We start from the raw sequence: 17,690 nt of genomic DNA, 5'->3' as shown, positions 1-17,690 counted from the left end.
CCCCCCCCCCCCCCCCCACCCCCCCACCCCCCCGGGGGCCGCCGGGAGCCGCGCCGGCGGGGTGGTCGCCGCCCGGCGGGGCGGCGGGGCCGGGGCCGGCCCGGACGCCCCACCGGTGGTGGGAAGGTCCGCGGGATCGCCGATGAGCAGCTCGTCACCGCGTGTGTCGCCCATCCCGGGACCTTCCGTCCGTCACGGTCGCGTCGCGCCGTGAACCCACTGCCTGGAGTGGCAGCACACTACCCGTCGGCCTTCAGGACGCCGGGATGCCGTTGGCCGGGGCCTCCGGCGGCGCCGTGGTGTACGGCGTGATGGCGCCCTGCTCGTCGTCCGTCACCAGCGGCGTGCCCTGCAGGGCGACCTCGGTGCTGCCCTTCAGGATGCCGATCTGGACGCCGGTGTAGCCCGCGTGGGAGTCCTCGCTGAACCGGAACGGCACCAGCCCGGGCCCGGTGAAGCCGCCCTTCTCCACGGCCTTCACCAGCGACTCGCGCGTGGGGTTCTTCCCGGCGCCCTGCAGCGCCTGGACGAAGGTGTAGGCCATGGACATCCCGAACTCGACATTGCCGTCGAAGGGCAGCTTCGGGATGTACTTGTCGTGGATCCCGCGGAAGAGCTTGATCCAGCTGTTGGAGGCGTCGTTGGTGGGCGGCATGTAGGTGTCGGTGATGATGCCGTCCATGAGCGCCGCCGGGTCGGCCGTGCCGCCCGCCTGCTTCGCGAAGGACTGCAGCAGGCCCGCCAGCGTGGTCGGGTCGGAACCGACGTTGGTCACCACCATCTGCGGGTCGTACCGGAGCTTGAGCGAGGTGAGCTTGAACAGCGCGGTGTACGTCGGGATGGTGAACAGCACCACCACGTCCGCCTTGGACTGGGCGATGGCCGTGACCTGCGGGGCGATGTCGGTGCCGCCGGGCTGGTAGCTCTGCCGGCTGACCACCGACTCCTTGGGGATGTACTGGTCCAGGCCCTCGACGCCGTCCTTGCCGAAGTCGTCACCCTGGTAGAAGTAGGCGACCTTCTTGCCCGGGAAGTTCTCCTTGATGTACCGGCCGAGGATCTTGCCCTCGACGAGGTAGTCCGGCTGCCAGCCGAAGGTCTGCGGGTGCTTGTCGGGCTCGTCCCAGCAACGGCAGCCCGAGGACACGAACAGGTCGGGCACCCGGCGGCTGTTGAGGAAGTCGACCACCTTGGTGTGGGTCGGCGTGCCGAGACCGCCCACCATCGCGAAGATCTTGTCCTCCAGGACGAGTTCCTTGGTGACCTTGACCGTCTGGGTCGGGTTGTACGCGTCGTCCTTGTACCGGAAGTCGATCTTCCGCCCGTTGACCCCGCCGCTGGCGTTGACGTGGTCGAAGTACGCCTTGGCGCCCGCGGAGACGTTGCTGTACCCGGGCGCCGCGGGACCGGTGAGCGGCTGGTGGCTGCCGATGACGATGCTGTCCTCGGTGACGCCCGGCGCGGCCGAACCGCTGCCGGAGCCGCCCGAACAGGCGGTGAGCACAAGGGCGAGCACGGCCAGCGCGGCGCCGCCGCGCAGCCGCAGGCCCTGTCGGTGACTTCTTCTCATGACCCCTCCTGGAACCGAATCTGATTCGGTGGGTTCTCGACGGATTTCATGTGACGTGCCGGTGGTCGGGGAACGGGATGGGACGGGATGGGACGGGATGGGACGGTCAGGTACCGGAACCCCGGGTGCGGAGCCGCCGGACCAGACGGATGAGGGCCCCTTGGATGCCCTGCGGGAACAGGAGCATCGACAGGACGAGGGCGAGGCCGTACAGGGCGAGCGGCAGGTTCGCGTAGAAGCCCCGGGACAGGTGCAGGGCGTCCGCCACGTCGCCCGTCCAGTTGGGCAGCAGGACGAGGAGCACCGAGCCGTACACGGCGCCCGCCAGGCTGCCCAGGCCGCCGAGCACCGCCGCGGTCAGCAGGGACAGCGAGAGCGCCAGCGGGAAGGCGCCGGGCGCGGCCAGCGAGCTGACCACCGCGAGGAGCCCGCCGCCCAGTCCCGCGCAGGCCGCGCTGACCACGAAGGCGAGCACCCGCAGCCGGGCCACGTGGATGCCGGCCAGCGCCGCGGAGACCTCGTCGTCCCGGATCGCCCGCCACGACCGGCCGACGCGGCTGCGCCCCAGGTCGGCGAGGAGCACCAGCACGACCACCGCGCACAGCACGCAGACCCACGCCTGCCAGCGCTCCAGCGGGAAGTACGGCCCCAGCGCCTCGGGCGGCGGGGGAGAGTTCACCACGAGCCCGTTCTCGCCGCCGAGCAGATCGGTCAGGTGGCGGTAGTTGGCGAGCGCCGGCAGCCCGACGGCCAGGGTGAGGGTCGCGCCCGCGAGGTACGGTCCCTGCAGCCGCGCCGCCGCCGTGCCCACCAGCGCGCCGAGGGCGGCCGTGACCGCCGTGCCCGCCACCAGCGAGACGGCCAGCGACCAGCCCAGTTCGGTCAGGAACAGACCGGTCCCGTAGGCGCCGACCGCCATCAGCGCCCCGTGGCCCAGCGAGATCTGGCCGTTGGTCCCGGTGAGGACGGTCAGCCCGGCGACCGCGCACACGTAGGTGGCGACGGTGGCGACCTCCAGGTTCTGGTACGGCGACAGCAGGGCGCTGACGCCGCAGACCACCAGCAGCCCGAGCAGGGCGGGCGACAGGTGCCGTACCGCGGTGCGGTCCATCGGTCCCCGCAGCCGGGCCCGCAGGCCGGCCACGGCCGGGCCCCCGAGCGGGGACCGCAGGTCCTTCGTGGAGCCGGTCGTGTCGGTCGTGTCGGTCGTTTCGGTCATGACCCCTCACACCCGTCGCACGGAGGTACGCGAGAACAGGCCGTTGGGCCTGATCATCAGCACCGTCATCAGCACCGCCAGCGCGCCCAGCAGCGCGACCTCGGACCCCAGGTACCCCGAGACGTAGGAGAGGGTGAGCCCGACCACCAGCCCGCCGACCACCGCACCGGGAGGGCTGTCCAGCCCCCCGACGACGGCGGCGGCGAAGCCGAACACCAGCACGGCGTCGAACTGGTTGGGCCCGACGAAGGTCGCCGGCGCCACCAGGACACCGGCGAGCGCCCCGACCGCGCCCGCCAGCGCCCAGCCCAGCGTGAGCACCCGGCCCACCCGCACCCCGAACATCCGGGCCACCTCCGGGGAGAACGCCGCCGCCCGCATCCGCAGCCCCACCGGGGTGACCCGGAAGAGCAGCACGAGCAGCGCCATCACCACGAGCACGGCCCCGATGACGAACAGGTCCGAGGGCGACAGCAGCAACCGGGCGTCGCCCACCGTGAAGCCCTTGATGCCCAGCAGCGGCGGGAAGGAGCGCGGCGAACCGCCCCACACCATCCCGGCCACCGCCTGCAGGAACAGCAGCAGACCGAGGGTGACGATCACCGCGTTCATCGGCGGCCCGTTCTCGATCGGGCGGACCAGCACCCGCTCCACGACCGCCCCCAGGACGAACCCCGATGCGAGCGCGGCCAGCAGCCCGAGCCAGTACGAACCGGTCGCGTTGATCACGCCGAGCGCGACGAAGGTCGTGATCATCAGCATGCCGCCCTGGGCGAAGTTGACGATCCGGGTCGCCCGCCAGATGAGCACCAGGGCCAGCGCCACCGCCGCATAGACGATGCCGCTGCTCACCCCACCGAGTGTCAGATTGATGAAGTACATTCAGAACCCCAGGTAGGCGTGGCGGAGGTCGTCCGCGGTGGCGAGGCTCGCGGCCGCGTCGGACGCGACCACCCGCCCCAGGTTCAGCACGACGCCGTGGTCCGCGACGGACAGTGCGCTGCGCGCGTTCTGCTCCACCAGGAGCACGGTGAGCCCCTGCCGCTCCCGCAACTCCCGCAGGACGGCGAGGATCTGGGCGGTGACGCGGGGCGCGAGCCCCAGCGACGGCTCGTCGAGCAGCAGCAGCCGCGGCCGGGTCATCAGCGCCCTGCCGATGGCCAGCATCTGCCGCTCGCCACCGGAGAGCGTCTCCGCGAGCCGTGCGCGCCGCTCGGCCAGCGCGGGGAAGAGGGCGTACACCTCCTCCAGGCCGGCGGACTGCAGCGCCCTGCGCTCGCGCCGGCCCCGCCACAGCACGCCGAGGCGGAGGTTGTCGTGGACGGTCAGCTCGGTGATGACCCCGCGGCCCTCCGGCACATGGGCCAGACCCAGCCGGACGACCTCCTCGACGGGCAGCCGGGTGATGTCGGTGCCGTCGAGCAGGACACTGCCGGAGCGGGGCCGGACGAGTCCGTTGACGGTGCGCAGGAGCGTGGTCTTGCCGGCGCCGTTGGCGCCGAGCACGGCGGTGATGCTCCCCTGGCCGACGGTGAGGGACACCTCGTCCAGGGCCCGCACCATGCCGTAGGAGACGGCGAGTTCACGGACCTCAAGCACGGGAGGACTCCTCTCGCGCCCCGGGTTCGGCCGGCGCCGGGGTGTCGGCCGGTGCCGGTGTCCCCTCGGCGACCTCGTCGCCGAGGTACGCCTCGGTCACCAGCGGGTCGTCGCGCACCTCGTCCGGGGTGCCGTAGGCGATGGCCTTGCCGAAGTCGAGGACGAGGACCCGGTCGCAGACCCGCATGACCAGGTCCATGTGGTGCTCGACGAGGACGACCGCCATCCGTTCGCGCAGCCCCGAGATGACCTCGCCCAGTTCGCGCATGCCCTCCTCGGACAGCCCCGAGGCCGGCTCGTCGAGCAGCAGCAGGCGCGGCTCGCCGACCAGCGCTCGGGCGAGCGCGACCTGCTTCTGCACCCCGTAGGGGAGTTCGCCGGGGAGCCGGCCGGCGGCGTCCTCCGCACCGAGCTCCCGCAGGACGGCCAGCGAACGGTGACGCAGCAGCCGCTCGTCACGGTCCGAACGGGGCAGGCCCAGCAGCGCGGAGGTGAAGCCCGCCCGCGCGTGCCGGGTCGCCCCGACCATGACGTTCTCCAGCACGGTGAGCCGGGGGAACAGTCCCAGGCCCTGCAGGGTCCTGGCGATGCCGAGCCGGGCCAGCTGGTGCGGGCGGGGCCAGGGCAGCGCCCGGTCCTGCCAGTGCAGCGTCCCGGCGGCCGGGCGCACGAAGCCGCACACGGCGTTGAACAGGGTCGTCTTTCCGGCCCCGTTGGGCCCGATGACGCCGAGCACTTCGCCCGGCCGGACCGACAGGGACACCGCATCGAGTGCGGACAGGCCTCCGAAGGAGACCTCGAGTCCGTCGATGCGCAGGAGGCTTTCCACCAGTCACCCTTCCTTGGGAGTTCGGCGGGGTGGTACGGGACGAGAGGGGCGGGGGATCGGGGATCGGGGATCGGATCGCGCGGGCGGCCCCGGCGCTCCGGCGGCGGGGCCGCCCGCCCTCCGGATGGGCTCCTCCCGGCCCGACCGAATCAGAATCGGATTCGGTTCCGACTGAGGGTGACCCCTGTCCGAAGTGCTGACAAGCCCCCGGTGACGGGGAGTTCGGCTAGCCGGCGCCCGCGAGCAGCCGTGCCTCGCCCGCCTCGTAGCGCCTCCTGCTCTCGGCGGCCGTGCCGTCGCGGCGCCGCCGGTCGTAGCGGCTGCCGAGCCGGCCGGCGAGGAAGCCGAAGGGGATGGACACCAACCCGGCGGTCTGCAGCGGGAACCAGTGGAAGTCCCGGTCAGGGAAGAGCGCCGTGGGACCGCCGGACACCGCCGTCGAGAACACCGTGAGCAGCAGGACGCACCCCGTGCCGCCGTACAGCGCGGCCAGCAGGCCGGTCCGGCCGAAGCCCCGCCAGAACAACGAGTACGTGAGGGCCGGCGCCACCGCCGAGGCCCCGATCGCCAGCGCGGTCGTCGTCATGACGGCGACGTTCCAGTCCTGGACCAGCGCGGCAAGGGCCACCGCCGTCGCGCCGACGCCCACGGCCGCCCACCGTGCCACCGCCAGCTCCGTGCGCGGGGCGGCGCGCCCGTCGCGCATCGCGTGCCCGAACAGGTCGTGCGCCAGGGACGACGCGGCGGCGAGGGTCAGCCCCGACACCGACGACAGCAGCGTCACGAACACCGTCCCGCAGACCGCGGCGTACAGCAGCGTCTCGCCGATCGACGGCGCGGCCTCCCCGAACGCCCGGGCCAGCATCAGCACCGAGGTGCGGCCCTCGGGGTCGGTCTCCGTGATCAGCCGTGCGCCGACCATGGCGGCGGCGCCCGCCCCCATGACCGTGCCCAGCAGGCAGAACGTGGTGACCGCGCCGACCGCCCACGACATCGAGCGGCGCACCGCGGGGGCGTCGGGCGCCGAGTACAGACGCATCGTCACGTGCGGCAGGCACGCCACCCCCAGGACGACCGTGAGCTGCAGCCCGATGAAGTCCAGCTTCCCGGCGGTGTTCCGCCCCAGTTCCAGGCCCTGCCGCAGGTACGCCTCGCCGGCCCCGCTGCCCGCCTGCGCGGCGCGCAGCAGCGCGTCGGCGCTCCAGCCGAAACGGCTCATCACGAGCGCGGCGACCACGGCGCTGCTGCCCAGCAGCATCACGATCTTGACGATCTGGATGAGCGCCGTGCCCCGCATGCCCCCCATCGCCGCGTAGACCACCATCAAGGTGCCGATCATGGCGATGGAGACGGTGCGCGCGCCGTCGAGGTGGATGCCCAGGATGGCGGTGAGCAGCGAACCCGCCCCCGACAGCTGCACGATGAGGAACGGCAGGCACGCGGCCAGCGTGACCACGCTCGCGGCGATCCGCACCGACCGGCCGCGCATCGTACGGGCGAGGACGTCGCCCATGGTGAACCGGCCCGCGTTGCGCAGGGGTTCGGCGAGCAGGAACATCAGCACCACCAGCGACATGCCGGTGCTGGTCGCCAGCACGAAGCCGTCGTAACCGAAGAGCGCGATGATGCCGGTGGTGCTGAGCACGGTCGCGGCGGAGATGTAGTCGCCCGCGATGGCCAGGCCGTTCTTGAACGGGGTGAGCGTGCGGAACCCGGTGTAGAACTCCGCGAGGTCGTCCCGTTCCGGCCCGGCGAAGACGCTCAGCAACAGGGTGCAGGTCACCAGGAACGTGAAGAAGAGCAGGACGACGGTCTGCGTCCCCGAGTCGTACGCGGCCGCGAACTCGTTCACCGGGCGGCCCCGCCGGCCGTCTCCGCGTGCTGCCGTACGCGTTGCGCCAGCGGGTCCACCGACCGCCGCGCGCTGCGCTCGTACCAGCGGATCGCCGCGAACGTGACGGCGAGCTGCGACAACCCCATCAGGGTGCCCAGCGTGAGCTCTCCGGCGACCCGCGTCCCCATCGTGTCCCGCGCGAGGACGGAGAGCAGCAGGAAGGCCACGAAGTAGCCGAGCGCGGTGAGCGCCGAGACCCGCCGCAGCAGCCGGTAGGCCGAACGCAGCCGTCCGAGCTCGACGGGCCGCACAGGTGGTCTCGGTGGTGGTGCCGTTGCCGGTGGCGGTGGTTGCCAGTGGTGCCAGGTGTCGCCGTAGTACGTCATCGCGCGTCTCCAAGCGGCTTGCGTGGCGAGGGTGTGCGGGCGCGGTGGGGGGACGGGCAGGTTCGGCCGGTACCCGGGGGCGTCGTGCCCCGGGGTGGCCGCACGATACCGACTGGTCGGCATGTCGGGAAGAGGTGCTGCAGGTCACGGTTGGAGCACCAAGCCGACCGGCCCTTCGTCAACCGGGCAGGCGCAGGCTGCCCTTGCGGGCGATCCTGTACCGGTTGGGGTTGCGGTCGCGGGTGGCGGTGGCGCGGAACCTCCTGATCGCCATCGAAGGAGCTCGGCGCGGAGCGGACCGGACACGGGACGCGTCCCCCGGGACACCGCTCGCACGGGACGAGGCGCCGCTCGACCGTGGAAGAAGGGGCCGTCGGCAGTTGGGGTCGTTCGCCCCGGGCAAGGGTGTGGCGGGAGAGCGGCGTCGATCTTCGAGAGCGGGACCGCGGGGTCGGAGACGGTTCGTGTCCGCCGGCCCGCGACGGTGTGTGGTCATCGCAGGCGGGGGACATGCTCGTGTCGGGTTGTTCGTGTCCGTCGGGCTCTGTCCGTGACGGAGGGGCGCGCGTCCATGAGGCGGAAGGCGCCAAGGGCAAACGGCTTCGAGACCGTGTGCACGACCGCCGGGTCGGTGGTGACCCGGCGGCGGGCCCGGACGGTGCCGCCGTACGCGCAGGGCTTGGGCACGGAAAGGCTCGCCTGCCCCGGGCCCGTCCGTGCCGCCCGCGATCCGGGCGGCGCGGACAGGCCGGGGCGCCTGTGCCGAAGTCCGCACCGGCGCTCCCATGGCACAGCGCCACGGCGGAAGAGCAGGGCGCGGTGACCGGGAGCCCGGAGGCGGCTCACCCCAAGTCGTGACGTGCGGCCGGGGCGTTCACACGGTGCGGTCGCCGACCAGCAGATCCGCCAGCTTGTTGAGACGCCTGACGGTACGGTCCTCAGTGGCCGCGGGCGCGGGGTCGACGCGTTCGGCACGGTCGTAGTACGCCCCGTTGACGATCTCGACCGTCGGGTCGCACAGGCGGGTCACGTACGAGGCGCCCTCGGCGGCGGTGACTCCCTCGTGGGCGTACAACGGCAGCAGGGCCGTGGCACACACCCCCGGGTGCAGGGACACCGCGGTGACGCGCGGGTCGGCGGCGAAGACGGTGAGGGCGAGCTGGGACTGCGCATAGGCGGCGATCCTGGAGTAGCGACGAGCGCGGTTGGGGTCTCCCCACTGGATCGAGGCCGTGCGGTGCAGTGAGGAGGACACGTTGACCACCCGGCCACCCGGTTCGCTGGTGAGCGCCGGCTCCAGCAGGCAGGTCAGCAGGTAGTGGGCGAGGAAGTTGACCTGGAACGCGATCTCGTTGCCGTCCTCGGTGACGGTGTGCCGTTCCGGTGCGGCGATTGCGGCGTTGTTGACGAGCACGTCCAGGTGCGGGTGCCGCTCGCTCACCTCGCGGGCCAGGGTCTCGACCTCGTCGAGGTGGGCGAAGTCGGCCGCGTAGGGGTGCAGCCGGCCGGCGTCGACGCCGGCCGTGGCGATGAGCCGGTCGGCTGCGGCACGGGCCTCTTCGGCTGTGCGGCCGTGCATCAGCACGGTGGCACCCCTTTCGGCGAGCTGTCGAGCCGTCTCGTAGCCGATGCCGGAGGTGGCCCCGGTCACGAGGACCGTACGGGAGGAAAGGGCGGAGTGAGACATGGTCCAATCCGGAGTTCGGGGTACGCCGTGTACGCGTTCAGGACGCGTGCGGCGTACAAGGAGGACTGAGCTGCCGAACGAAGGGGCGCCGGAAACGGATTCTCGGCGTCCTGTCGGCGGGGGATGACGCGCCGGCGTCAGCGGGAGGCGGACGCGAGCGGTTCCGGGCAGCGCGGCGGACGACGCGGCAGCCCACCGAGATGGGGCGGCCGGTCGAGAAGGAGCCAGGCGCTGTCCACGGACTCCATGGAAGCTGCCGCCGGGGACGGGGGCAAGCTCCTCGCCCGTCCCTTGACGTCCCTCTGACGTGCTCTGCACCAGTGTGCTGATATTGACGGGATCTTGGCGCCTCATCCGGCCGCGTGGGGGAACCGGCCCGCCCCGACCCGTCATGCTTCACTGATGTGACGTCAACTGAACTCGGTCAGACATCAGTTGGTCAAAGATCGCAACACATGGTGATCTGTGGCGACGACAGCCTCACTCACCGGCTCGCCGTTGAGCTGGACGGGGTGTGCGGCGAGGCCGTGACCGTCGTGCTTCCGTCCCCGCGTGACGAGTACGGTGCGGAGATCGCCGCGCTGCACCGCGATCCGAGGTCGCCGATCGAATTGATCGTGGCCCCCCACCCCGACGAGGAGACCCTCCTGGAAGCGGGTGTCGACCGTGCGGCGGCTCTCGCTCTGGCCTACGGCGACGACCAGGTCAACATGACCGCCGCTCTCCTGGCGCGCAGCCTCAACCCCTCGGTACGTCTGGTCATCCGCATGTTCAACCGGGAGCGGGGGCGCCACCTGGAGCACCTGCTCGACCGGGCGGTCGCCGTCACCGCCGGCCGGGACGGCGGCGACGAGCCGGAACCGGTCGCGTCCACCACGGTGCTCTCGGACGCAGACACCGCCGTACCGGAACTCGTCGCGGCCGCCGCGGTCGGCCACGGACACACCCTGCAGGTCGAGGGGAAGGTCTTTCGCGGTGTCGTACGGGCGGCCGGTACACCGGGCCGTACGCGCGACCTGGCCACACTCGCCGTGCTGTCCGGTGCGCACCGGGACGACCCGGCCAGTGAGGACAGTGCCGAGACCCCCGGCGAGGACGGCACCCAGCTGCTGCCGGACACCTACACGGCCTACCACCGCCAGTTCACCCACGGCCGCCTGGCGCTGGAGGAGGTGACACACCACCATGGGCCGGAACCGGCCGTACGCGCGCGCCGCGGCCGCGCGGGGAGTTGGCTGGCGGCCCACCTGTCGCACCTGCCGTGGAGGGTCTTCCTCTCCCGCGAGGTGAGCGCCGTCTTCGGGGTGCTGGCCGCGGTGGTGCTCGGTCTCGCAGCCGCCACGGCGCTGTTCGCGGACGAGCACCCGTGGTGGAAGAACGTCTACCTGCCCCTGCTGGACATCTTCACGATGGGCGACCCCGCCACGGGCGAGTCGGTGGCCCGTCGTTTCCTCCAGCTCGTCGCCGGATTCGTGGGCCTGGCTGTCCTCCCCCTGGTCGTGGCCGCGACGGTCAACGCAACCGAAGCCTTCCGCAGGGCCTCCGCCGGGCATCCGCCCCATGGCGAGATGGCCGGCCACATCGTCCTGGTAGGGCTCGGCAAGGTCGGCACCCGCGTGCTGGCCCAGCTGCACACCACGGACCACGAGGTCGTCGTGGTGGAACGCAACCCCGATGCGCGGGGTGTCGCCTTGGCCCGCGAACTCGGAGTCCCGCTGCTGCTCGAGGACGCCGGGATGCCGGGCGTCCTGGACCGGGCGCGCATCGGACACAGCACATCGCTGCTCGTGCTCACCCGGGACGACGGAGAGAACCTCGACATCGTGATGGCCGCCCGCGAAGCCAACCCCGACGTCCGGGTCGTGATGCGCCTGCACAACGACGATTTCGCCGCAACCGTCCAGCGCACCCTGCGGGCGTCCTACCCTGACTCGCTCACGCGCAGCCGCAGCGTCTCGGCGCTCGCGGCCCCGTCGTTCGCCGCCGCGATGATGGGCCGTCACGTACTGGGCGTCATGCCGGTCGAACGGGGCTCGCTGCTGTTCACCGTCGTCGATGTCGCCGGGCACCCGGAACTGGAGGGGCGTTCGGTGTACGAGGCGTTCCGCGAGAACGAGTGGCGGCTGCTCGCGGTCGGAACGGCCGAGGTGGCCCGGGTGTCCTCCGACGTGGACACCCTGGCCGGCATCCGGCTGGACCGGTCGCCCGGTCTCGACTGGCGACCCGCCCCCGGCCGGGTCCTGCGGGCGGGTGACCGTGTCGTCCTGGCCACGACAAGGCGCGGCATGGACGTCCTGATGACCGGCGTGCAGCCGCATCCGCCGGGACGCCGGGACGGGCGTACCGACCGCTGACCCCGCGGCCCAAGTGCACGGTCGGAGGGGCCCGGGGGAAGGCGCACTCCGCGTCAGCCGGCGCTGCCCGGGCCGGTGTGCGGAGGGTGGACGGGGATCTCGCACCACACCTGCTTGCCGCCGCTGAGCGGCATCGTGCCCCAGGCGGCGGACATGGCCTCGACGAGGAGGATGCCGCGGCCGCCGGTGTCGTGCCAGTTGATGATCGCCGGTTTGACCGGTGTCCGCGGGGAGCCGTCGCCGACGGCGATCCGCAGCCGGTCGCCGGTGAGGGTGAGGTCCAGCCGGACCTGCCCCTCGGTGTGCACCAGGGCGTTGGTGACCAGCTCCGAGACGACCAGCAGCACCGTGTCGGCCGCCTCGCCGAGCCCCCACGCGCGCAAGGTGCGGGCGGTGAAGCGGCGGGCGTGCGAGGCGGCGTCGGGGAGCCGCCACACCGTCCAGCTCTCGCGCACGGGCTTGACGGCCATGCCGTCGTAGCGCATCAGCAGGAGCGCCACGTCGTCGCTGCGGGTCGCGCCGCTCAACAGCGCGTCGGCCATGCGGCCCAGGTGGGCGGGGTCGGCCTCGGACAGTTCGCGCGACATCCGCGCGATGCCCTCGTCCATGGTGAGCTCGGCGGACTCCACCAGGCCGTCCGTGGTCAGCGCGAGGACGGTGCCGTTGTGCAGTCGCAGCGGGATCAGCGGGAAGTCCGCGTCGTCGACGACGCCCAGCGGGGGTCCGCCGTCGCCCTCCAGCGTCTGCGTGCTCCCGTCCGGCAGCCGCAGCACGGGGGGCAGGTGACCGGCGCGCACGCACCAGGCGCTGCCCTCCTCCATGTCGACGCTGACGTAGCAGCAGGTCGCGAAGAGGTCCGTCTCCATGCCCACCAGCAGGCGGTTGGCGTGCGACACGACGACGTCGGGGGAGTGGCCCTCCACGGCGTAGGCGCGGATCGCGGTGCGCATCTGGCCCATGAGCGTGGCCGCCCCGGCGTTGTGGCCCTGGACGTCGCCGATGACCAGGGCGACGTGGTGGTCGTGCAGGGGTATGACGTCGTACCAGTCGCCGCCGACCTCGAGCCCGCCGGTCGTCGGCAGGTAGCGGGCGACCGCGACGCCGCCCGGCAGCACCGGGAGCCGGCGCGGCAGCAAGGTGCGCTGGAGGGTGCCGACCAGTTCGTGCTCGGCGTCGAAGGCCCGTACGCGCACCAGCGCCTGCCCGACCAGGCCGGCCGCGGCGGTCAGCACGGCACGCTCGTCCGTGCCGAACTCGTGGGGCTGGTCCCAGCCGATGAGGCAGCATCCGACGACCCGCCCGGCCGCGGGCAGCGGCAGCACCGCCAGGCCGCCGGGACCCACCCCGGCCAGCGTGGACTCCAGCGGTGCCCCGGCCGGCCAGAAGCCGACCCGGCCCTCGCGCAGCGCGGTCGCCAGCGTGGGCATGGCCCTGGTCGGCGCGTCCGGCCATTCCGAACGCCATTCGGTGCGCCACACCTCGGGCCACGCCGAAGGGTCCGCCGGGTCGAGGACGGTGACCACCAGCCGGTCGTTCTCCAGCTCGGCGAGCGCGATCCGATCGGCGTTCAGGGGGCGGCGCAGCGACGTCACCACCACCGTGCTGACGTCGCGCACGGTCGAGGCGTTGGCCAGGTCGGCGGCGAGCTGCTGCACCCGTCCCACGTCGTTGACCCCGGCCCGCATCCGCGAGGCGTCGCCGACCGTGCCGAGCAGCCGCACCGGACGGCCGTCCGGTGCGAACAGCACCCGCCCGCGCAGCCGCAGCCAGCGCAGTTCCCCGGATGGCCGGCGGATGCGGAACTCCAGCTCGCGGTCGCCGGTGGCCATGTGCCCGGCCTCCACCACCGACATCAGGGCGGGCAGGTCCTCGGGGACGGTCAGCGCGAGCAGGGTCTCCACCCGGCCGTCGAACCCCGCGGGTTCCAGGCCGAAGAGGGCGAGCACGTCGTCGCCGACGTTGATCCAGCCGGTGTCCATGTCGAGGGTGAACCCGGTGCCCCGGGACTCCGCACCGGCCACCGGATCGGTGTCGCCGCACGCGTCGCCGGGGGTGGGGCCGGGATGGCCGATCGCGGTGGCGAACAGCTCGAGGCTCTGGCGGTCGTCGGCGTCGAAGCCGCCCGGCTGGTCCGTGACCGCCACCAGGCATCCGACGGACACGTGGTCCGCCCGCAGAGGCAGGGCGGTCAGCGAGACCTCCAGCGCTTCTGACGTCCCGTTCCCCGTCAACCGGGCGACCTCCGCGGGTCCCGCCGTCACCACGCGGTCCTGGCGCACGGCGACGGCCATGGGTGAACCGCCGTCCGTCGCGTAGCTCTGGCGCAGCCCGTGCAGGGTGCGCGGCACCCCGGCCGAGGCGACCAGGCACAACTCGCCGCCGGTCTCCGAGGGTGCGTACACCGCGACATGGGTCGCACCGGTGAAGACCAGTGCCTGTTCGATGACGGATCGCAGGCGGGCGGACCGGCCAAGGTCGGATCGGAGCGTCTTGAGCGCGAGCTCGGCGGACAGCGCCCGAACTCTGCGTCCTTTCGCGCCGTCGCTGACCACGTGGTCATTACACCGCCTCCGGGGCCCCGGCGCAGCCCGTGTGCGGGGAAACGTCACGGGGTGTGAGAAGAAGGCGGGTCGCGCCCTTTGTCCTCCGACCGCGGCGGCCGGATCAGCGCTGCGGGAAGGTGTACGTCCAGCCGCCCGCGTCGAGCCGGTCGAGCAGGGTCTCCAGCGCCTGCACGGTCTGGCTGCGGTCGCCGCCGCCGTCGTGCATGAGCACGATGGCGCCCGGCTTCAGCTCTCGGTTCACGGTCGCGAGGATCGCGTCCGCACCGGGGCGGCGCCAGTCGTCGGAGTCGACCGTCCAGCCGAGCGGACGCAGCCCGTGGCCGGCGGCGATGGCGCGGATCGCGGGGGAGAAGTCGCCGCCGGGGGCGCGGTAGTACCACAGCGGCGTGCCGCCGGAACCGGCGGCGCGGGATATCTCGCTCTGGGCGTCGAGTATCTCGTGCCGGTTGTACTCCTCGGACTTGCCGCTCTGCGCCTCGTCGTGGTGGACGGAGTGGTCGCACAGCCGGTGGCCCGCGGCGGCGATCCGCCGCACCAGGTCGGGGTGGGCCCGTGCGTTGGGGCCTATCTCGCAGAAGGTGGCCTTGGCGTGGTGCCGGGCGAGCACCTCGAGGACCTCGGGGGTCCACACCGGGTCCGGGCCGTCGTCGAAGGTGAGCGCCACCGACCTGCCCGGGGCCTCCACGCCGTGCTGGATCGAGAGCGGGGTCACGGACGTGCCGCGGGCAGGGGCATGGACGGAGGTGCCGTGGGCCGCGGTGCCGCGGGGTGCGTCCGAGCCGTTCCCGGGGGCCTGCGGCCGTCCGGTTCCCGGCGAGGCGGGGCCGTGGTGCGCGGTGCCCGCCGGGGTGTGCGCCGCGCCCGGGGTGCCGGACGGGGTGCCGGGCTCCGTGGAGCGCGGTGCGGCGGGGGCCGACGAGGGCGCGGACGAGGGCGTCGACGGCGCGGAAGACGTGGCGGGCGGCGCGGTGGCGGGGGCGGAGGGTGCCGAGTGGGCGGCACCGGCGTTCTGCATCATGTGCTCCGTGCCGCAGGCGGCGAGCGTGGCTCCGGCGAGCGTCACCGCCGCGACTGCTCCGAGCGCTCGGGTCGCGCGGGTCGTCAGTGCCACGGTGGTACCTCCTGGGGCCGGCCGCCGCATGCCGGGCATGCGGATCGGATCAGCCACCCACCGTAGGGGGCGCGCGGCGGCGCGCCCTCGGTCTTTCGGTCATCTCCTGGTCCTTCGCCGGCGGGACCTTCGTCCTCTTGGCATGACCCCGACAAGATGTCAGGATGCAGGTTAGGAAAGTTTCCTAACGGAAGGAGTCCGTCGTGCGCAAGCGCCTCGTACTGGCCACCGCCGGTGCCGGAGCCACCCTGCTGGCAGCCCTCCTCACCCCCGCCGCCGGCGCCGCAGACCCCGCCGGAGCGTCCCCCCGCAGCCCGCAGGAGGGCTCCGTCACCGCCGCCCAGTTACTGGCCAAGGTCAATGGCTGCAGCCAGATCTCCAACGGCAGGTACCGCACCGACGAGGAGACCACCGCCACCGTCCCGGTCTGCGGTGCCAACGGCGCCGTGTTCTGGAAGGCTGACATGGACATCGACTGCGACGGCCAGGTCACGGCCCGCTGCAACTGGGACACCGACCCCTGGTTCCAGGACGACACGGCCTTCCACCAGTCGGACGGCCGCCCGCTCAACGCCGAGACCCTCCCCTACGTCGTCGTCCCCAGCCCCAGCGGCACCTGGGACTACCGCGGCGCCGGCATCAAGGGCGGCGGGGTCGTCGCCGTCGTGTACGGCGGCCGGGTCGAGTACGCCGTCGTCGGCGACACCGGCCCCACCGCGATCATCGGCGAGGCCTCCTACGCCACCGCTCAGGCCCTCGGCATCGACCCCGACCCGGAGACCGGCGGGGCGGAGTCCGGTGTGACGTACATCCTCTTCAAGAACTCGTCGGTCTCACCGATCGAGAGCCACGCCAAGGCGGTCTCCGCCGGCGACGCGCTCGCCCGCCAGTTCCTGGCGAACAACTGACCCGCCGTCGACCCGGACGTACGCCGGGCGGCCGATGTGACGCGGCGGACGCCTCCCCCGTGTTGCGCGGCCGCCCCCGGCACGTGATCGTGGGCCACGGGACACTCCGGCCCGCTCGAGCTTCCGCACCGTGGTCCACACAGGGGGTCGCCGCATGAGCACACACTTTGACGTCGTCGTCCTGGGCGCGGGGCCCGGCGGGTACGTTGCCGCGATCAGGGCTGCCCAGCTGGGTCTGCGCACGGCGGTCGTCGAGGAGCGCTACTGGGGCGGGGTCTGTCTCAACGTCGGGTGCATCCCCTCCAAGGCCCTGCTCCGCAACGCGGAACTGGCGCACATCTTCACCAAGGAGGCCAGGACCTTCGGCATCCGGGTGAACGGCGAGGTCAGCTTCGACTACCGCGAGGCCTTCGCGCGCAGCCGCAAGGTCGCCGACGGCCGCGTCAGGGGCGTCCACTTCCTGATGAAGAAGAACGACATCACGAAGTTCGAGGGCCACGGCACCTTCACCGACGACCACACCCTCCACGTCGCGCTGGGCTCCGGCGGCAGCGAGACCGTCACCTTCGACCACTGCATCATCGCCACCGGCGCCACCACCAGGCTGCTCCCCGGCACCTCGCTCAGCGAGCGGGTCGTGACGTACGAGGAGCAGATCATGACGGACACGCTCCCGGGGAGCATGCTCATCGCGGGCGCCGGCGCGATCGGCGTGGAGTTCGCGTACGTCCTGCACAACTACGGGGTGAAGGTGACCCTCGTGGAGTTCCTCGACCGGATCGTGCCGCTGGAGGACGAGGAGGTCTCGGCCGAACTCTCCCGCCAGTACCGCAAGCTCGGCATCGACGTGCTCACCTCGACCCGGGTGGAGGCGATCAACGACGCCGGCGACTCGGTGAAGGTCATGGTGACCACCGGCGGTCAGCGGCAGACCCTCCAGGCGGACAAGGTCCTCCAGGCCATCGGCTTCCAGCCGCGGATCTCCGGCTACGGCCTGGAGCAGACCGGCGTCCGGCTCACCGAGCGCGGCGCCATCGACATCGACGAGTTCTGCCGCACCAGCGTCCCGCACATCTACGCCATCGGCGACGTCACCGCGAAGCTGATGCTCGCGCACGCCGCCGAAGCCATGGGGGTGGTCGCCGCCGAGACCATCGCGGAGGCCGAGACGATGTCGCTCGACTACGTGATGATCCCGCGCGTCACCTTCTGCCAGCCGCAGATCGCCAGCTTCGGGTGGACGGAGGCGCAGGTCCGCGAGCGCGGCCTCGACGTGCGCGTCGCCAAGTTCCCCTTCACCGCCAACGGCAAGGCGCACGGCCTCGGTGACGCGAGCGGCTTCGTGAAGCTCATCAGCGACGCGAAGTACGGCGAGCTCCTGGGCGGCCACCTGATCGGCCCCGAGGTCACCGAACTCCTGCCGGAACTGACGCTCGCCCAGAAGTGGGACCTCACGGCCGCCGAACTGGCCCGCAACGTGCACGGCCACCCGACGCTCAGCGAGGCCGTCCAGGAGGCCGTCCACGGCCTCGCGGGCCACATGATCAACTTCTGAGCGCGCGGAGGGCACCTCGGCGCCGGTGGTTCGGCTGTCCCGCCGTCTCGCGCCCTTTGGGCGCAAAGCGGCGG

At 72.5% G+C, this 17,690-nt stretch carries 13 protein-coding genes; 3 read left to right on the top strand and 10 right to left on the bottom strand.

Translation table 11 applies throughout. From position 1 onward, the window contains the following. Nucleotides 1-253: 253 nt before the first annotated feature. The 8 genes from ACFW3D_RS34350 to ACFW3D_RS34315 form a co-directional block, all read right to left on the bottom strand. On the bottom strand, nucleotides 254-1,570 hold the full coding sequence (locus tag ACFW3D_RS34350) for an ABC transporter substrate-binding protein (protein ID WP_500511131.1): 1,317 nt from the start codon (nucleotides 1,568-1,570) through the stop codon (nucleotides 254-256). A gap of 106 nt (nucleotides 1,571-1,676) precedes the next feature. Continuing rightward, nucleotides 1,677-2,789 (bottom strand): branched-chain amino acid ABC transporter permease, encoded by a 1,113-nt coding sequence (locus ACFW3D_RS34345; protein ID WP_500511129.1) that lies wholly within the window; start codon nucleotides 2,787-2,789, stop codon nucleotides 1,677-1,679. 6 nt (nucleotides 2,790-2,795) lie between these two features. Next, nucleotides 2,796-3,641 carry a branched-chain amino acid ABC transporter permease gene (locus tag ACFW3D_RS34340; RefSeq protein WP_500511126.1) on the bottom strand — a complete coding sequence of 282 codons (846 nt, stop codon included), beginning with the start codon at nucleotides 3,639-3,641 and terminating at the stop codon, nucleotides 2,796-2,798. A 30-nt stretch (nucleotides 3,642-3,671) separates the two neighbouring features. Continuing rightward, on the bottom strand, nucleotides 3,672-4,388 hold the full coding sequence (locus tag ACFW3D_RS34335; RefSeq protein WP_500511123.1) for an ABC transporter ATP-binding protein: 717 nt from the start codon (nucleotides 4,386-4,388) through the stop codon (nucleotides 3,672-3,674). After that, nucleotides 4,381-5,217, bottom strand: coding sequence for an ABC transporter ATP-binding protein (locus ACFW3D_RS34330; protein WP_500511121.1), 837 nt, complete (start codon nucleotides 5,215-5,217; stop codon nucleotides 4,381-4,383). Before ACFW3D_RS34330 ends, ACFW3D_RS34335 begins: the two co-directional genes overlap by 8 nt. Nucleotides 5,218-5,443: 226 nt before the next feature. Further along, nucleotides 5,444-7,069, bottom strand: coding sequence for a sodium/solute symporter (locus ACFW3D_RS34325; protein WP_500511119.1), 1,626 nt, complete (start codon nucleotides 7,067-7,069; stop codon nucleotides 5,444-5,446). Continuing rightward, on the bottom strand, nucleotides 7,066-7,437 hold the full coding sequence (locus ACFW3D_RS34320) for a DUF485 domain-containing protein (protein ID WP_500511117.1): 372 nt from the start codon (nucleotides 7,435-7,437) through the stop codon (nucleotides 7,066-7,068). The genes ACFW3D_RS34325 and ACFW3D_RS34320 overlap by 4 nt, the downstream gene beginning before the upstream one ends. Nucleotides 7,438-8,311: 874 nt before the next feature. Further along, nucleotides 8,312-9,124 carry an SDR family NAD(P)-dependent oxidoreductase gene (locus ACFW3D_RS34315; RefSeq protein WP_500511115.1) on the bottom strand — a complete coding sequence of 271 codons (813 nt, stop codon included), beginning with the start codon at nucleotides 9,122-9,124 and terminating at the stop codon, nucleotides 8,312-8,314. Between the two features lie 455 nt (nucleotides 9,125-9,579). Between ACFW3D_RS34315 and ACFW3D_RS34310 the strand changes: the two genes are divergently transcribed. Further along, nucleotides 9,580-11,478 (top strand): potassium channel family protein, encoded by a 1,899-nt coding sequence (locus ACFW3D_RS34310; RefSeq protein ID WP_500511113.1) that lies wholly within the window; start codon nucleotides 9,580-9,582, stop codon nucleotides 11,476-11,478. Nucleotides 11,479-11,531: 53 nt separating this feature from the next. Here ACFW3D_RS34310 and ACFW3D_RS34305 read toward each other — a convergent pair whose 3' ends face one another. Then, entirely contained in the window at nucleotides 11,532-14,030 is a 2,499-nt protein-coding gene (locus ACFW3D_RS34305) for a SpoIIE family protein phosphatase (RefSeq protein ID WP_500511111.1), read from the bottom strand. Nucleotides 14,031-14,142: 112 nt separating this feature from the next. Further along, nucleotides 14,143-15,153, bottom strand: a complete 1,011-nt coding sequence (locus ACFW3D_RS34300; RefSeq protein ID WP_500511108.1) for a polysaccharide deacetylase family protein — start codon at nucleotides 15,151-15,153, stop codon at nucleotides 14,143-14,145. A 203-nt stretch (nucleotides 15,154-15,356) separates the two neighbouring features. Here ACFW3D_RS34300 and ACFW3D_RS34295 point away from each other — a divergent pair, with 203 nt between their 5' ends. Next, complete coding sequence (locus ACFW3D_RS34295) at nucleotides 15,357-16,061, top strand: glycoside hydrolase family 75 protein (RefSeq protein WP_500511106.1); 705 nt, start codon at nucleotides 15,357-15,359, stop codon at nucleotides 16,059-16,061. A 154-nt stretch (nucleotides 16,062-16,215) separates the two neighbouring features. Further along, nucleotides 16,216-17,616: a dihydrolipoyl dehydrogenase gene (gene lpdA / locus ACFW3D_RS34290; RefSeq protein WP_500511104.1), complete on the top strand. Its 1,401-nt coding sequence runs from the start codon at nucleotides 16,216-16,218 to the stop codon at nucleotides 17,614-17,616. The last annotated feature ends 74 nt before the right edge of the window (nucleotides 17,617-17,690 follow it).

Origin of the sequence: Streptomyces sp. NPDC058864 (assembly GCF_042742985.1) — a bacterium.
Classification (GTDB): domain Bacteria; phylum Actinomycetota; class Actinomycetes; order Streptomycetales; family Streptomycetaceae; genus Actinacidiphila.
The sequence above is the reverse complement of the archived record's forward strand: the minus strand, read 5'-3'. Positions and strand labels throughout refer to the sequence as shown.

Bases quoted from the DNA above. Each gene is read 5' to 3' on its own strand.
- ACFW3D_RS34315 (WP_500511115.1), bottom strand. From the start codon at position 9,124: ATGTCTCACTCCGCCCTTTCCTCCCGTACGGTCCTCGTGACCGGGGCC.
- ACFW3D_RS34310 (WP_500511113.1), top strand. From the start codon at position 9,580: ATGGTGATCTGTGGCGACGACAGCCTCACTCACCGGCTCGCCGTTGAG.
- ACFW3D_RS34320 (WP_500511117.1), bottom strand. From the start codon at position 7,437: ATGACGTACTACGGCGACACCTGGCACCACTGGCAACCACCGCCACCG.
- ACFW3D_RS34345 (WP_500511129.1), bottom strand. From the start codon at position 2,789: ATGACCGAAACGACCGACACGACCGACACGACCGGCTCCACGAAGGAC.
- ACFW3D_RS34350 (WP_500511131.1), bottom strand. From the start codon at position 1,570: ATGAGAAGAAGTCACCGACAGGGCCTGCGGCTGCGCGGCGGCGCCGCG.
- lpdA (WP_500511104.1), top strand. From the start codon at position 16,216: ATGAGCACACACTTTGACGTCGTCGTCCTGGGCGCGGGGCCCGGCGGG.